We start from the raw sequence: 14442 nt of genomic DNA on the forward strand, positions 1-14442 counted from the left end.
CCGTTCAGCCGGACACGATGTCCAGGATGGCCCTAGCCGTTGCCGCGGGTGAAGGCAGCGCCGCGTTCTCAGCGTGTACCTCGTTCGTCGCACGACGCAAGCCGTCGTCGTGGATGAGCGCCTCGATCATCACCGGGTCGACAAGGTCGGACGAACCGGCGAAGCCGATGTTGCGCTCTCGCACTGCGGCGCAGGTGATGTGGTGCATGAGGTTGGCGGGGTCGTGCGCTATGAGCTGCGGTACATTGGCCGCCACCGCGGTCATCACGTTGCCACCACCGCCGTGGTGGATCAGTGCAGTACAGGTGCGCAGCAGCGACGCCAGCGGAGTCCAGCCGACCCGCTGGAAGTTCGGGGGCAAGTTGCCGAGCGGTTCGAGATCGACATCGCCAACCGCGAGCACGAAGTCGGCGTCGACTCGGGCACCCGCCTCGACGATGGATGCCAGCGACCCGAGACCGAACCCTTGCAGCTCCGTGGTTCCCATCGAAACGGCGATGCGCGGCCGGATGGTGGGTGGCGCGGGCAGTCGCCCGGGCACCACGGTTCCCCCGCTGTAGGGGACCCAGCGCATGAAACGCCCCTCGGACTGCCGGTTCAGCAGGCTCGGTGGGTAGAACTCCAGCGTCACGGTGGGTTTGCCCGCGTGGGCGTGGTACGGCGCGGACAGGTCGGCCAGGTGCTCGGCGATGGCTTCGTGTGTCCGGCCGGTACGGAAGCCGCCCAGGTTCTGTTGTACCGACGGCACCCCGCACCGGTCCGCGGCCAGCAGCCCGACCGTCGTTGCCTGGTCGTAGATGACCAGGCCAGGCTGCCAGTCGTCGGCCAGTGCAATGGTGCCCTCGACCAGCGGGCGATTGACCGCCGCCAGCCCGACCGCCCACTCCTCCAGATCGATCATCGGTTTGACCATCTCGGCACCCAGCATGTCCGGATGCTCAGTGGCCACCCACTCGGTGACAGTGTTCATGTCGAAATCGGGTGCGACATCGACAATCTCCAGGCCGGCCAAGGCGGCGTCGGCGGCGCAGTCCGCGATGGCGACCAGCACCTCGTGCCCGTCGGCGCGCAACGCCCATGCAATAGGCACCAATGGCAAGAAGTGGCTGATTCCCGGGTGAGAACAGAACAGCACGCGCACCGCGTCACCCTTTCGTGATCACGTGGTTCGTCAGCCGTGCGGCGATGTCCGCCGGGGACGGCAGTGCGGCGACCTCCGCCGCGACCTCGGCGGTCGCCCGCCGGAGCGTGTCGTCGGTGAGCAGCCGCTCCAGTTGGCCGGGCGTGATCTCTCCGGCTGAGGTGGAGATTCCGATGCCACGGTCGCGCACCGCATTTCCCATGATCTGTGCCGCCGGGTCGAGGTCCATGCGCACAACCATCTGCGGAATGCCCGCGTTGATAGCCGTCAGGATCGAGCCGCCACCACCGTGGTGCACGACCGCAGCACAGGTACGGAAAAGTTCGGTGTACGGGAACCACCGGCCGAGGGACCGCACGTTGGGCGGCAACGAGCCGAGCCGTTCGACGGACGCTTCGCCCAGTGCGATCAGGAAGTCTGCGTCGACCGCGGCCGCTGCGGCGACCACTGCCTCGAGCGCATCCAGACCGTAGTAGTCCGGCGAGAACCCGCTGCCCAGCGTCAATGCGATCCGCGGCTTTTCCGGTCGCGTGGGCAGTTCACTGCCCAGCACGCCACCGCCGTTGAACGGGGCGCCGCCCATGAACCAGCCGTCGGTCGGCACGCTGAGCATGCTCGGCGGGATCACCTCGATGGTCGCCAGAGGTGGCGGCAACTCCTGTGGGACCCTGTACTTCTCGCATTCCTCGGCGAGCAGCGCCGCGGTGGCCCGGTGCGTCTCGCCGGTGGCCATGATGGCGATGTTCTGTTGCACGGCAGGCACTCCGAGCCGCGCGGCTGCCATCAGCCCCACCGTGGCGGTCTGCTCGTAGACGACCAGTTCCGGCTGCCACCGGTCGGCGAGCTCCATGGTTCCCGCGATCAACGGACGGTTGATGGCGGCGAACATGGGCGCGCGGGGCGCGATCGTCATGTCCGGCGTGAGGGTGACGTTCCAGGCGGAGTCGAAGAACTCCGGGTCGTCGCGCAGCACTTTGCTGGTCACCGCGACTGCGTCGTAGCCGGGGGCGACGTCGACTACCGGCAGGCCCGCACGTGCCGCGACCTCCGCGTGCTCGGCCAGTCCGACCATCACCTCGTGACCCGCTGCCCGCAAAGCCAGTGTCAGTGGCACGACAGGCAGGAAATGCCCGACGGCGGGAACGGTGGTAACCAGGATGCGCATGGCGACGTCCTCTCGGCCGGCTGCGCAGTGACGAGGTATCACTATATACTATGGCAGTGAAATAGAACTATGACGCAAACCAAGTCGCTTGATCACGGTCGTGCAGGCATCTGGCTTAGGGGATAAGGTTTTTCGCTCTCCGCGGGTCCGCCTGATCCGGTGCGTACGGCCTCGAAACTTCAACTACTTGTGTCGAGGACCGCTAGACCTCCGACGGCGCACCTCTGTGAAGCGAAAGGACATGCGGCGATGAGCCTCGTGGTATCTCATAGCGGACCCGGCCCCACCATGCACGAGTTTCTGTTGACCCGGGAGCGGCCGCCGCAAGCGGGTGCGCTGGCGGCATCGGCGGCGTTCGCGTGGCGGTCGGTCCGCAAAATCAAGCATGTCCCCGACACGATGTTCGATGCGGTCGTCCAGCCGATCGTCTTCCTGGTGCTGGTCACCTACGGCTTCGGCGGCGCCATCGCCGGATCACCGCGGGAGTACCTGCAGTTCTTCACGCCCGGTGTTGCGCTGCTCGCGGTCGTCATGATCAGCATGAGCACCGGGTTCGCAATGAACAAGGACATGGCCTCCGGCCTTTTCGACCGGGTGCGGACGCTTCCTGTGCGGCCCCTCTCGGTACTGACCGGCCCGATCCTCGCCGATACGGTCCGGTACCTGCTGTCCACGGTCGTGGCCGTATCGATCGGTCTGCTGCTGGGGTTCCGGCCGTCGGGTGGCGTCCTGGGGGTGCTGCTGGCGGCGCTGTTCCTGCAGCTGTTCGCGTTCAGCCTGTCATGGGTGTGGACGTGGATCGGAATCGTGGCACGGGCCCCGGGTACCGCGGAGAGCGTGATCATGATGGTGAACTCGGTCGTGTTGTTCGGCAGCAGCATCCTCGCGCCGGTGGAGACCATGCCCGGCTGGGTACGGTTCATCGTGCAGCTCAACCCGGTCTCGCATGCTGCAGACGTGACCCGTGGCCTGATGCACGGAACCATCACCATGAGCCAGCTCTGGGTGGGCCTGCTGCTCTGTGCCGGGCTCAGCGCGGTGTTCGCGCCACTGGCGTTGGGTGCCTTCACCAAACGCCGCCGAGTCGGCTGAAGGAGCAGACAGATGAGCGACGCACTGCATTCTCCGGACCTGTCGGACCGGCCGTACGCCACGACGGTCGAACACAACACCAGCGCGCCGCCATCGGCGGTCTACCGCGCGTTCACGGAGAAGTTCGACCAGTGGTTCGCCGAGCCCGGTGCGATCCGGATGCGGGCCGAAGTGGATGCCCCGTATTTCTTCGAGACGTTTCACGAAGGCTCTCGGCATCCCCATTACGGGAGGGTCCTCGCCGTGCGGAAGGATCGGTTGTTCGAGATTACCTGGCTCAACGAGGCAGGCACGCACGGGGTCGAGACCGTGCTGCGCGTCGAGATCGAGCCGGACGGCGACGGTTCGCGTCTTCGTTTGACTCACAAGGGTTTCCGTGACGAGAAGACGAGCACCGAGCACGGGGAGGCGTGGGAGTTCCTGCTACGTGACCGGCTCGATCCGATGCTGGCGCGTTCCGGCTGAGTGCGAACAGGAGCAGATCATGGGTTCAGCGTTGCGGACCGAGGAGTACGAGATGCTCTTCGACGCATTCGACACCGACCGGGACGGACTGATCGGCCAGGTGGACATCGACGTTCTGGTCCAGCGGTGGTGCGTCGCGCTGCATGTGCCACCGGGCACGCCGGCGTGGAGCCAGATCACCCGAAAGGCCAACCGGCTGTGGCAGGACCTGATCGGGCACTTCGACGAGGCGGGCGATAAGCGGGTCAGCAAACAGGAGTGGGTGGCGTCGCACGACCAGCCGGGGTTCATCGAGAACGCCGCGATTCCTTGGGCGGTCGGTGTTTTCGATGTCGGCGACCCGGAGGGCGAGGGACGTGTCTCGCTGCAGGCCTGGATGACGTGCCAGACCGTGACCGGCTGGGGCCAGGTGGAGAGCCTGGACATGTTCCTGCAGCTCGACGACGACCGCGACGGGTATGTGCAGCGCGACCGGTTCGTCGCCTATATAGAGGAGTTCTACAGCAACGCCGAGGACAGCGACCGCTGGTGGTCGGCACGCGCGGAGGCGTGACTACCAGCCCGATCTGATGGTGTCGACAATGTGTTCACGGTCCTCGTCGGAGACCCACCAGCCGACCGGGATGTGCACGATCCGGTCGGCGACGCTGTCGAGACCGGGGAGAGGCTCTGCGTACCGCTCGACACAGCTGTGCAGATCGTTGCGGCGCGACAGCACTGTCGACATGATGTCCGCTGCTTCGAGCTTGCGCATGAACTCCGGGCGGTCGTCGACCTTGAGCGGGTACATCCAGAACGACGACTCTCGGTCGGCTGCCCGTTCGGTGTGTTCGAGGCCGGGCACGTTGGCCAGTTCCCGGTCGTAGAACGCGGCGTTCTTACGGTGCCGCTCGACCCTGGCGTCGACCGCTTCGAGGTTGGCAAGGCCGATCGCCCCGGACACCTCGTTCATCTGGAAGCGGTAGCCCCATTCGGGGACGTCGTAGTCGGCATGCACCCGATCGGCGGCACGGTCGATGCCGAACCAGCGCAATCGCTTGGCCCGCTCGTGCGATTGCGCGTCGGGCAGGACGACCAGCCCACCACTGCCGCTCGTCAGGTGCTTGATCGCCTGGAAGCTGAACACGGAAATGTTGCCCTGATTGCCGAGCGGTCGACCGCGGTACGTCGAACCCCACGCGTGCGCGCAGTCCTCGACGACGATCGGGCGCACGCCGTGCTGGGCCTCGGCTGCATCGAGCACCTGCCGCAGCCGGTCCTCGTCGACCGGGTAACCCATCCAGTGCACGAGGGAGATCGCCCGGGTGGCGGGGGTGATCTTGCTCGCCAGGTCGTCGAGGTCGATCGTAAGAGTCGCCGGGTCGATATCCACCCAGCGGATCCGCAAGCCGCAGGCCAGGATCGGCCAGTTCGTAGCTTCGAATGTCAGTGGGGTGCTCAGCACCTCCCCGTCCCGGGGCTCGTCACCACCTGTCACGGTCGTGGCCAATCGTAGGCCCAAGTGGATACCCGAGGTATTGGAGTCGACGGCGACGGCGTACGGGTTTCCTACCCGCCGCGCCAGTTCCCGTTCGAATTCGTCGACCACGGGCCCGTGTTCGAGCCGTCCGCTGTGCAGCACGTCGGCGACCCGGCGCAGCGCGCCGTCCGAGTCCATGGCGACCTTCAGGACCGGGATCATGAGCTACGACCGATGTAGTCGACGATCTCGACGGCAGCGCGGGCAGCTCCACCGGACCCGTGGATCTCCCGGCGAATGTCCTCGATGCGCCTGCGGACCTCCTCGTCGGCGGCTATGTCGGACACGGCCTTACGCAGCTCCTCGGCGCCGATGTCCGCGGCCAGCGCACGCCCGAGGCCCATTTCGACGACTCGACCTGCCGACACCTCGGCCTCAGCAGTGAAGTGGCTGAACAACAGCATCGGGCAGCCGCGGTAAAGCGACTCCATCACGGCGCCGGTGCTGCCCTGGGTGACGAACACCGACGCGTACCGCAGCACGTCGAGGAAGGAGATCCACTGGTGCACCTCGATGTTGGGAGGTAGCTCGCCGAGCACGGCCGGATCGAGTCGCTCGCCGATCACCAGCACGACATGCCACGGGGTGCCGTCGAAGGCGCGCACGCATGCCTGGAAGAAATCGGGATGCTCGTTCCACGTCGAGCCGAGCGACACGAGCAGGATCTGCGGATCGCCCGGCGGCGGCCGCCACTCCTGCTGGTCGAGGCGTGACGTTTCGATGGTCGGCCCGGTGAAGACGAAACGCTCGTCGAACGACTCCTCGGCGATCTGGAATGAGCGCGGGATGGACACGATGTTGAAGTCGTCGATCCCATCCCAGAACTGTCGGATCGTTTCGTCCACGCCGAACTCTGCCAGCAGCCTCGTGATGTGCTCGCGGGTCGAATCGAAGTCCTCCGGGTAGCCCTGGTTCAGGTTCTGGCGCAAGTGTTCCCACACGGAGTACGTCTCGTTCGCCGCGAAGATGGGCGAGAGCCGCACACCGGGGCAGTTCAGCTTCGTGGCGAGCAGTTTGCCCGCAATGAAGTGGAAGACGTCGTAGAGCACGGCGTCGGGCTTGTCGAGCTCGGCAGCCTGCTCGGCGGCACGCAGGATCGCCTCGTTGTCCTCGATGTAGACATTGTTGAGCAGTTCCTCCGCGTTCTCGGCATCCATCACGTCGGGAACGTGGAAATCTTCGAACGCCGACCGGTAGGTCACCAGGGCAGCGCCCGCACCGCTGACGGCATCTGCGAAGTCGGCGGAGGTCACGACGGTGACTCGGTGCCCCATCCGGACCAGCTCGCTCACTGTGCCGAGTGCTGGGAAGACGTGGCCGGTGCCGCCGACCACGGTGACGAGCAGGTGGTAGGACCGCATGGTGCCCCCCTCGGAGGTCATACCGGGGATGTCGGCAGAATGGTTCGAGTTTTCCTTCCTATTGATACCATAAACATATAGCGATCTACGCTACAACTGGCGACGCGGTCACTGGGAGGGAACCACCTTGAGCTCCGACGCGAAGGCGGCCGTACAGATCTTCGGGCTGCGCAAGGCATTCGGCGAGGTTACGGCCATTGACGGCCTCGATCTCACGGTGCGGGCAGGCGGCGTGTACAGCATCTTGGGTCCGAACGGTGCGGGCAAGACGACTCTGCTCCGTGTGCTTGCTACGTTGTTACGGCCGGACGACGGGTCGGTCAGTGTGTTCGGCCACGACGTGGTGCGGGACGCCGCGGAGGTCCGTGCCAAGGTCAGCGTCACCGGCCAGGACACGTCGGTCGACGAGGACCTGACCGGAGTGGAGAATCTAACCCTGATCGCTCGGTTGCTGGGCTTCAAGCCCGCCGCTGCACGCAGGCGGGCCACCGCGCTGATCGAGGCCTTCGACCTTGCCGACGCGGGAGACCGGTTGCTGAAGACGTACTCGGGCGGTATGAGGCGCCGGGTCGACATCGCCGCGAGCCTTGTCGTGACACCGGATCTGCTGTTCCTGGACGAGCCGACCACCGGACTGGACCCGCGTAGCCGCAACCGTGTCTGGGACGTCGTGCGTGCACTGGTGGATGGCGGCACCACGGTTCTGCTGACCACACAGAACTTGGACGAGGCCGACCGGCTGGCCGATCGAGTGGCAGTGTTGGACCACGGCAGGCTGGTCGCCGAGGGGACACCCGGTGAGCTGAAGGCTCGCACCGGTTCGGGCACTCTGCAGGTGCGGCTGGTCGATCCCGCCAGGGGCGACGAAGCACAGCGGATCCTCTCCGAGTCGCTGGGATCCGAAGTGCAGAAGGCCGTGGACTCATCCGAGCTGACTGCGCTCGTACCCGACTCCGACCGGGCCACGCGAGCGCTGGCAGAGCTGTCGAGCGCAGGCGTGGCGGTTAGCGACTTCGCCTTGGGCAGGCCGAGTCTCGACGAGGTATTCCTCTCTCTGACCGGGCACGTGCCCACCGAAGAGCGGAGTGAGCAGGAGGCGTCGGTGTGACTGTCTCCAGTAAAGCCTCCCAGTCCACTGTGGACGGCAAGGTTCCCGTCGGCCTGCTCGTGGCCGAGCGCCCTCCGAAGGCGGGTGCATTCGCGGCCACTGTGGTGTTCGGATGGCGTGCCCTGCTGAAGATCCGGCGTTCCCCGGAACAGCTGACCGACGTGATCGTGATGCCGTTGACGTCGACGCTGCTGTTCACTTTCCTGCTCGGCGGCGCGATCGCCGGGTCGACCACCGAATACCTCCAGTTCTACCTGCCTGGCGTGATGGTCATGGCAGTGTGCATCGCGACCGTGCATACCGGACTGCACCTGAACCGTGACATCGCCACCGGCATGTTCGACCGGGTCCGCACGCTGCCGATCTGGCGGCTGTCGGTGCTGGTCGGGGCGATCGGCGGGGACCTGATCCGGTATCTGGTCGCGGCGCTGGTGCCGCTGGTGGTCGGGCTGGCGCTCGGGTTCCGGCCGGACGCCGGGGTCGGCGGCATGGTTGTCGCGGTGCTGATGCTGCTTGTGTTCGCCTTCTGCTTCGCGTGGTTCTGGACATTCCTTGCGACGGCGCTGCCCACACCGTCCTCGGTCCAGTCGCTGAGCTGGATGCTGATATTCGTGCTGATGTTCTGCAGCAACCTGTTCGTGCCGCAACAGACGATGCCGGGCTGGCTGGAGACGGTCGTGGCCGTCAACCCGATCAGCCACATGGCCACCGCGGTACGCGGGATCGCGCACGGCACAGCCACTGCGGGCGACATCGGAATGGGATTCCTGGTATGTGCCGTGTTGACTGCGGTGTTTGGATCGCTGACGCTGTACCGCTACTACCGTCGGCGCTGAGCGGACCGGATTGGTGACCGCGAACGAGGTTGCTGCGTTCGGCCCCGAGCACGCGGACGTCTACGAGGCGACCTACCGAGCCAGGGGCAAGGACTGGGCACGGGAGGCCGCCGAGGTGACCGACCGGATCAGGGCAAGGCTGCCCAGGGCGTCGTCGTTGCTGGATGTGGCGTGCGGGACGGGCGCGCATCTCGAGACGTTCGCGGCGCGGTTCGATCATGTGGAAGGACTGGAGATCGCGGCGGCGATGCGTGAGCGCGCCGTGCGCCGACTACCTGGCGTCCCGGTGCACGCGGGTGATATGCGGGACTTCGATCTCGGCCGGTCCTTTGACGCGATTACGTGCCTGTACACGGCGATCGCATACCTGGGCACCCTTGCGGAGATGCGTGAGGCTGTCGGGACGATGGCACGCCATCTGGCTCTCCGAGGCGTGCTGGTGGTGGAACCGTGGTGGACCCCGGACCGGTTCATCGACGGCTATGTCGGCGGTGACCTGGTCCGGGTCGAAGACCGTGTGGTGGCCCGGGTTTCGCATACCACCGGGCAAGGCAGGACCGCGCGGATGGTGGTCCAGTGGGTGGTGGGGGAACCCTCGGGAGTGCGCCGGTTCACCGCAGTGGAGTGCTTCACCATGTTCACGGTGAAGGAGTACGTCGCGGCGTTCGAAGCGGCGGGCTGTCAGGTGGAATTCGAGCCGGAGGGGTTGTCCGGGTATGGGCTCTTCGTTGCCACCCGCCGATGAGGCTCAAATGACGTGCACGTCCGGCACGTAGGTCAGCCACCGCCCGCCCGCGCGGCGGAAGTCCGCCTCCTTCGCCATGATCTCTGCCGCGTGATTCCAGGCGAACAGCAGCGCGTAGTCGGGATAGGGATCGGCGAACGCTTCGGGCGGCCGGATGGGAATGCGTGACCCTGGCGTGAGCAGCCCTTGTTTGCTCACCGTCGAGTCACAGATGAACGGCACCAGTTCGGGGCCGATCCCGCAGAAGTTCAGCAGCGTGGCGCTTTTGGCCGTCGCGCCGTAGCCGACTACTCGGCGGCCACGCCGGCGCAGTGTGGACAGTTCGCTCACCAGCGTGTCACGGATCTTGCTGATCCTGCGGGCGAAACCCGCCAGTGTGATGGGGTCGGCGAGCCCTCGCGCATCCTCCTCCGCGATCAGTGCTACGACCGAGTCAGTCGGCGTCCGCGTTCCAACACGGGCGAGGGTGTACCGCACCTCGCCGCCGTGGACCGGCAGACGCCGCACGTCGACGAGCTCGAAGCCGAAGCGCCGCGCGATCCGGCTGACCGAGCGAGCCGAGAACAAGTAGAAGTGCTCGTCATAGATCTGGTCGAACGAGGTCTTCTCGACTATGTCACCGAGGTAAGGATCCTCGAAGACGAACACGCCGCGGGGGGCGAGCAGCGCATCCAGTCCGCGGAAGACCGAGTCCAGATAGGGAATGTGGCAGATGGTGTTCGCGGCGTAGACCACGTCGGCCCGTCCCTCGACGGTCGCGACAGCGCGTGCTGTGGACTCCTCGAAGAAGTCCGTGATCACTCGTATGCCCGCGGCACCGGCCATCCTTGCCACCGCGCCGGACGGTTCGAACCCCAGGTGCCGTATGCCGGCGTCCTTCATGGCACGCAACATCACCCCGTCGTTGCAGCCGATTTCGACGACGAACGGATCAGGCCCAGTGAGCTCGGCGCTGATCAGCTCTTCGGCCACGGCGGTGAAGTGCTCGCGCATGAACCTCGACCCCGACGAGGTGAACGGGTAGTCGTCGCGGAACATGAGGTCCCTCGGCACTTCTTCCATCAGCTGCACCAGCGTGCACGCGGGACATTGCCCCACGGCGAGCCGGAAGAGAAATTCGCCGGACGTGTCGCCGGGCTCCCGGTAGCGTTGCGACACCGGCTGTGGGCCGAGATCGAGGAACTCCCACATCGGGACGTTGCACAGACGGCATGTACTAGCTACCTCATCCCCTCCGGTCACAGTTTCACTATATTATATGGTTGTAAAAATGGAGCGGCCTTGCGGATCGTACCCTACGATGTGGGTTAACTAACTCATACTAAAAGAGGCATCGGGAAGACGAGTGAATGACATGGGCCGTCAAGTGACCCTTGGCTCTACCGGGCTGCGCGTCGGACGGCTCGTCATCGGCACTGTGAATCTGGGGGTGCGGACCGACGAGTCGGAAGCCCACCGCATCCTCGACGCCGCTATGGCGCACGGTATGAACATGATCGATACCGCCGACATCTACGGCTGGCGGGTGCACCGTGGCTATACGGAAGAGCTGATCGGCCGCTGGCTGGCCGACTCTCCGGGTCGACGTGACGATGTCGTCATCGCCACCAAGGTCGGAGAGCCGATGACCGACCGCCCGAACGACCGGGGCCTGTCCGCCCGGCACATCACGATGGCCTGCGAGGCGTCATTGCGCCGCCTCGGTACCGACCGGATCGACCTGTATCAGATGCACCAGTTCGACCCGAATGTTCGCTGGGAAATCGTGTGGCAGGCCATGGATCAACTGATCACCCAGGGCAAGGTGCTGTATGTGGGTTCGTCGAACTTCGCCGGATGGAACATCGCCGACGCACAGCACACGGCGCGGCAGCGCGGCCTCGCCGGGCTCGTCTCGGAACAGTGCGCCTACAGCCTCGTGTGCCGTCATCCCGAGCTCGAGGTATTGCCTGCCGCACGGGCACACGGACTGGGTGTGTTGGCCTGGGCGCCCCTGCACGGGGGACTGCTGAGCGGCGCGCTGCGCAAGGCCAGGGAAGGTACGGCGGCGAAGTCGACACAAGGACGCGCGGCGGCGGCCTTACCCGCACACCGCACGGCGGTCGAACGCTACGAGCAGTTCTGTGCCGACATGGGGCGTGATCCCGCCGAGGTGGGCCTGGCGTGGGTGCTCTCACGGCCCGGCGTGACGGCGCCCGTGATCGGGCCGCGCACGGTGGAACAGCTGGACGGAGCGGTGCGGGCGCTGGAGGTGACGTTGTTGCCCGCCGAGCTCGACATGCTGGAGAAACTCTTTCCGCCGGTCGGTCGCGGCGGACCCGCGCCGACGGCGTGGCTGGATTGAGACCGGGGAAATCAATCGACGATGGCTGAGATAACGGAACGATGCACAGTGAGGAGAACTCCATGATCGACATCAACCGGCAGATCGAAGCCGTACGGCGGGAGGTCGGCGTCCGGCGGCTGGAATCGGGTGAGGAAGGCAGGGTACTGACCCTCCGACAGACCTACACCACCGACATCGATAACCTGTGGGACGCGTGCACCAATCCGGAGCGGCTCGCCAAGTGGTACGAGTCGGTGTCCGGCGACCTGCGCCCCAACGGCCGCTACCGACTGGAGAGCAACACCACGGGAACGATCCGGCGGTGCGAGCCGCCCCGGAACCTCGCCGTCACCTGGGAGTACGAAGGGGACGTCAGCTGGGTCGAACTGCGGCTCTCAGTCGAGGCAGAGGACCGAACCGCCCTCGAACTCGAGCACCTGATGCCTGTCAACGAGCACTGGGAGCAGTACGGGCCCGCCGCAGGTGGTGTCGGCTGGGACCGTTCGCTGCTCGGGTTGGCCGCCTATACGGCCGGGCAGCCGATTGAACCGGACTCGAGCTGGGACACGTCCGAGGCAGGCGTACAGTTCGTGACGCTGAGCGCCGGGAAGTGGTGTGAGGTCGACATCGCCGCGGGTGCGGACCCGGAGAAGGCACGCGCTAAGGCAGAACGCGCCAAGTCCTTCTACACGGCGTCCGCGTCGAGCTGACGATTGGCCGTCTCCGGGCTGTGGCATTCTCCGGACTGTGGATCTGCGTAGCAGTCGCTATGGCTGCTACGCAGAAATGTCAGGATCACCGAGGCAGCCGAATCAACCCGAGGCTACTGCGGTAGGTTCCCATTCACCTGTCGAGAGAGCGCGGGATCGCCGAACAGTGCTCAGTCGGTCGGGTCGAGCCAAAGATTCGCTGCGTCCAACCAGCGGTCGACCTGTGGCATCGGCAGGGCATTGTGGACGCGCGAACTCGTCATGTGCGGAATCGTGGGTTCGCAGGCCAAGATCGGCACGATGGCCGCATCCTCCAGCACTTGTCGGTCAATCTGATGCCAGAGTTCCTCGGCTCGTTGAAAATTCTGTTCGGACAGCGCTTCGAGGATGAGCCGATCGACCTTCTCATTCCGGTAGTTGCCATAATTGGTTGTCCCCGAGGCGAAATGTGACTGGAACATGGGTTGGATGTAGGCACGGCCGTTATTGCCGAACCAGTCCGGCGTCCACGCGGCCGCGGTGATATCCCATTCCCCGGCCCGCGCCCTGGCCGGGTTCTGCAGGAACCGGTAATACTCATCGGCGGAACCGGCGAACACCAGCTCCACCTCGATGCCGACAGCGGCCAGATCCTCCGCGTAGGCCTTCGCGATGGCGTCGTGGGGGGTGTCCTCCCGGTACAACGCCCGCAGCGTCAGCCCATCCCGGTAGCCGGCCTCGGCGAGCAGGGCCCGGCTCCGTTCCGGGTCGCCGCGGTCGCCCGGCGTGGGGTAGCGATCGTATTCCCGATATCCGAAGTTGCCCTTGGGTATGGCGGTATGCGCGATCTCGGTCACCGTGCCCACGTTCATGTCGTCGAGAAACTTCACCATAGCGGCCTTGTCGATCGCATAGGCGATGGCTCGTCGCACGGTGAGATTGCGCATTGCGCCGCGCTCGTTGGGGCTGCTCATATTGAATACGAGGTACGGATTCAGCGCATAGCCGAGATGTCGGTCGGCGTCCAGCACCTTTCGGTCCGGACTGATCAGTGGCGCACCCCACGACAGGTCCGCCTGCCCGTTTTCGATGGCCTGGCGTACCTGGTCATCGCTGACCCGGGCCATTCGGACGTCTATCCCATCGACATACTGATGACGAATCGGATCGGATTCCTGACGCCAGGCCGGGTTGCGCTCCATCCGTAATGACACACTGTGCTCGTAATGTGTCAATCGGTACGGCCCGTTGGAGCGGATATTGCGGATCAGTTCCGGGCTGTCCGGAACGAATTCGTCGTATTCGGCCGGTGCGGCGGAGGCGAACGTCATGGCTAGGATGTTCAGCATGTCGTTGGCCGGCCGGTCCAGTTCTATGACCAGTGTGGTGTCGTCGACCGCGCGCAGCCCGGTGATATCTCGGGAGTTCTGGTATCCGGCCAGATCGGCGGCGGTCGGCGGACGGTCGGCGAAGGCCGCCCGATATCCCTCCGCGAACTCGCCCATTCCCTTGATGGTGCTCGTGTAGTAGGTGAGCGCGCCGGCGCCGACTATGGGATTGCACATTCGCTTGAACCCACGCACGAAGTCCGCCGCGGTCACCGGCCGCGGCGGATCAGTATCCCAGTACACCCCGGAGCGCAGTCGAATCGTGTACCGTCGTCCGTCCTGGTCGATGTCACCATTGGCCGCGGTGGGAATCTCTGCGGCAACATCGGGCACAGGTACCAGCGCGGACTCATCGAGCGCTGTTCGGTAACCAAACAGCTGTCGGGCGAACAATCGCACGATCTGGTGGGAGAACGCGTAGTAGGCACAGGCCGGATCGACGTGGTCCATGCCTCCGGGGCCGTAGTAACGGAGGATGCCGCCGTATCGCGGTTGCGGTTCCGTCATCGTCGCCAACCTTCCATGCCGGACAGCGGCAGTCACCAAACTAGATACTATAATATATAGTCGGATGCCTTCGGTGGTCCAACCCCGCCCAGCCGAGGCC

Annotated in this window: 13 protein-coding genes and 1 pseudogene; 8 read left to right on the forward strand and 6 right to left on the reverse strand. The window is 65.4% G+C overall.

Going from position 1 to position 14442, the window contains the following annotated elements; all coding sequences use genetic code 11:
- Positions 1 to 4: 4 nt before the first annotated feature.
- Both IU452_RS38895 and IU452_RS14865 read right to left on the reverse strand, forming a co-directional pair.
- The gene (locus tag IU452_RS38895) at positions 5 to 1090 is read right to left on the reverse strand and encodes a nucleotide disphospho-sugar-binding domain-containing protein (RefSeq protein ID WP_324192618.1); all 1086 of its coding nucleotides are present in this window, start codon (positions 1088 to 1090) and stop codon (positions 5 to 7) included.
- 55 nt (positions 1091 to 1145) lie between these two features.
- Positions 1146 to 2306, reverse strand: a complete 1161-nt coding sequence (locus IU452_RS14865) for a glycosyltransferase (protein WP_195109558.1) — start codon at positions 2304 to 2306, stop codon at positions 1146 to 1148.
- A 249-nt stretch (positions 2307 to 2555) separates the two neighbouring features.
- On the opposite strand from IU452_RS14865, the gene IU452_RS14870 reads away from it, so the two are divergent.
- Genes IU452_RS14870 through IU452_RS14880 form a run of 3 tightly spaced genes read left to right on the forward strand, consistent with a single transcriptional unit; the run spans position 2556 to position 4416 of the window.
- On the forward strand, positions 2556 to 3398 hold the full coding sequence (locus tag IU452_RS14870; RefSeq protein ID WP_228817560.1) for an ABC transporter permease: 843 nt from the start codon (positions 2556 to 2558) through the stop codon (positions 3396 to 3398).
- A 12-nt stretch (positions 3399 to 3410) separates the two neighbouring features.
- Positions 3411 to 3863, forward strand: coding sequence for an SRPBCC family protein (locus IU452_RS14875; protein ID WP_195109559.1), 453 nt, complete (start codon positions 3411 to 3413; stop codon positions 3861 to 3863).
- Between the two features lie 19 nt (positions 3864 to 3882).
- Complete coding sequence (locus IU452_RS14880; protein ID WP_195109560.1) at positions 3883 to 4416, forward strand: EF-hand domain-containing protein; 534 nt, start codon at positions 3883 to 3885, stop codon at positions 4414 to 4416.
- Here the strand turns inward: IU452_RS14880 and IU452_RS14885 are convergent, their stop codons facing one another.
- Positions 4417 to 5544 (reverse strand): DegT/DnrJ/EryC1/StrS family aminotransferase, encoded by a 1128-nt coding sequence (locus IU452_RS14885; protein ID WP_195109561.1) that lies wholly within the window; start codon positions 5542 to 5544, stop codon positions 4417 to 4419.
- Complete coding sequence (locus tag IU452_RS14890; protein WP_228817562.1) at positions 5541 to 6764, reverse strand: macrolide family glycosyltransferase; 1224 nt, start codon at positions 6762 to 6764, stop codon at positions 5541 to 5543. Before IU452_RS14890 ends, IU452_RS14885 begins: the two co-directional genes overlap by 4 nt.
- A gap of 190 nt (positions 6765 to 6954) precedes the next feature.
- On the opposite strand from IU452_RS14890, the pseudogene IU452_RS14895 reads away from it, so the two are divergent.
- From IU452_RS14895 to IU452_RS14905, 3 genes and pseudogenes are all read left to right on the forward strand, one after another.
- Positions 6955 to 7851 (forward strand): annotated as a pseudogene (locus tag IU452_RS14895) (ATP-binding cassette domain-containing protein); the annotation flags it as partial.
- Positions 7848 to 8687 carry an ABC transporter permease gene (locus IU452_RS14900; RefSeq protein WP_195109563.1) on the forward strand — a complete coding sequence of 280 codons (840 nt, stop codon included), beginning with the start codon at positions 7848 to 7850 and terminating at the stop codon, positions 8685 to 8687. The pseudogene IU452_RS14895 and the gene IU452_RS14900, both read left to right, overlap by 4 nt.
- Before the next feature lie 13 nt (positions 8688 to 8700).
- The gene (locus tag IU452_RS14905; protein WP_195109564.1) at positions 8701 to 9432 is read left to right on the forward strand and encodes a class I SAM-dependent methyltransferase; all 732 of its coding nucleotides are present in this window, start codon (positions 8701 to 8703) and stop codon (positions 9430 to 9432) included.
- A 3-nt stretch (positions 9433 to 9435) separates the two neighbouring features.
- Here IU452_RS14905 and IU452_RS14910 read toward each other — a convergent pair whose 3' ends face one another.
- Positions 9436 to 10674, reverse strand: a complete 1239-nt coding sequence (locus IU452_RS14910) for a class I SAM-dependent methyltransferase (RefSeq protein WP_324192620.1) — start codon at positions 10672 to 10674, stop codon at positions 9436 to 9438.
- A 124-nt stretch (positions 10675 to 10798) separates the two neighbouring features.
- Here IU452_RS14910 and IU452_RS14915 point away from each other — a divergent pair, with 124 nt between their 5' ends.
- Entirely contained in the window at positions 10799 to 11776 is a 978-nt protein-coding gene (locus tag IU452_RS14915; protein WP_324192621.1) for an aldo/keto reductase, read from the forward strand.
- A 62-nt stretch (positions 11777 to 11838) separates the two neighbouring features.
- Complete coding sequence (locus IU452_RS14920; protein WP_195109566.1) at positions 11839 to 12468, forward strand: SRPBCC family protein; 630 nt, start codon at positions 11839 to 11841, stop codon at positions 12466 to 12468.
- A gap of 170 nt (positions 12469 to 12638) precedes the next feature.
- Here the strand turns inward: IU452_RS14920 and IU452_RS14925 are convergent, their stop codons facing one another.
- Positions 12639 to 14342, reverse strand: a complete 1704-nt coding sequence (locus tag IU452_RS14925) for an ABC transporter substrate-binding protein (RefSeq protein ID WP_228817566.1) — start codon at positions 14340 to 14342, stop codon at positions 12639 to 12641.
- Positions 14343 to 14442 lie beyond the last annotated feature (100 nt).

The sequence above is a fragment of the Nocardia transvalensis genome (genome assembly GCF_015477765.1).
GTDB classification, from domain to species: domain Bacteria; phylum Actinomycetota; class Actinomycetes; order Mycobacteriales; family Mycobacteriaceae; genus Nocardia; species Nocardia transvalensis_A.

Coding starts and splice junctions, on each gene's coding strand:
- IU452_RS14865 (WP_195109558.1), bottom strand. CDS start 2,306: ATGCGCATCCTGGTTACCACCGTTCCCGCCGTCGGGCATTTCCTGCCT.
- IU452_RS14920 (WP_195109566.1), top strand. CDS start 11,839: ATGATCGACATCAACCGGCAGATCGAAGCCGTACGGCGGGAGGTCGGC.
- IU452_RS14885 (WP_195109561.1), bottom strand. CDS start 5,544: ATGATCCCGGTCCTGAAGGTCGCCATGGACTCGGACGGCGCGCTGCGC.
- IU452_RS14870 (WP_228817560.1), top strand. CDS start 2,556: ATGAGCCTCGTGGTATCTCATAGCGGACCCGGCCCCACCATGCACGAG.
- IU452_RS14890 (WP_228817562.1), bottom strand. CDS start 6,764: ATGACCTCCGAGGGGGGCACCATGCGGTCCTACCACCTGCTCGTCACC.
- IU452_RS14925 (WP_228817566.1), bottom strand. CDS start 14,342: ATGACGGAACCGCAACCGCGATACGGCGGCATCCTCCGTTACTACGGC.
- IU452_RS14880 (WP_195109560.1), top strand. CDS start 3,883: ATGGGTTCAGCGTTGCGGACCGAGGAGTACGAGATGCTCTTCGACGCA.
- IU452_RS14875 (WP_195109559.1), top strand. CDS start 3,411: ATGAGCGACGCACTGCATTCTCCGGACCTGTCGGACCGGCCGTACGCC.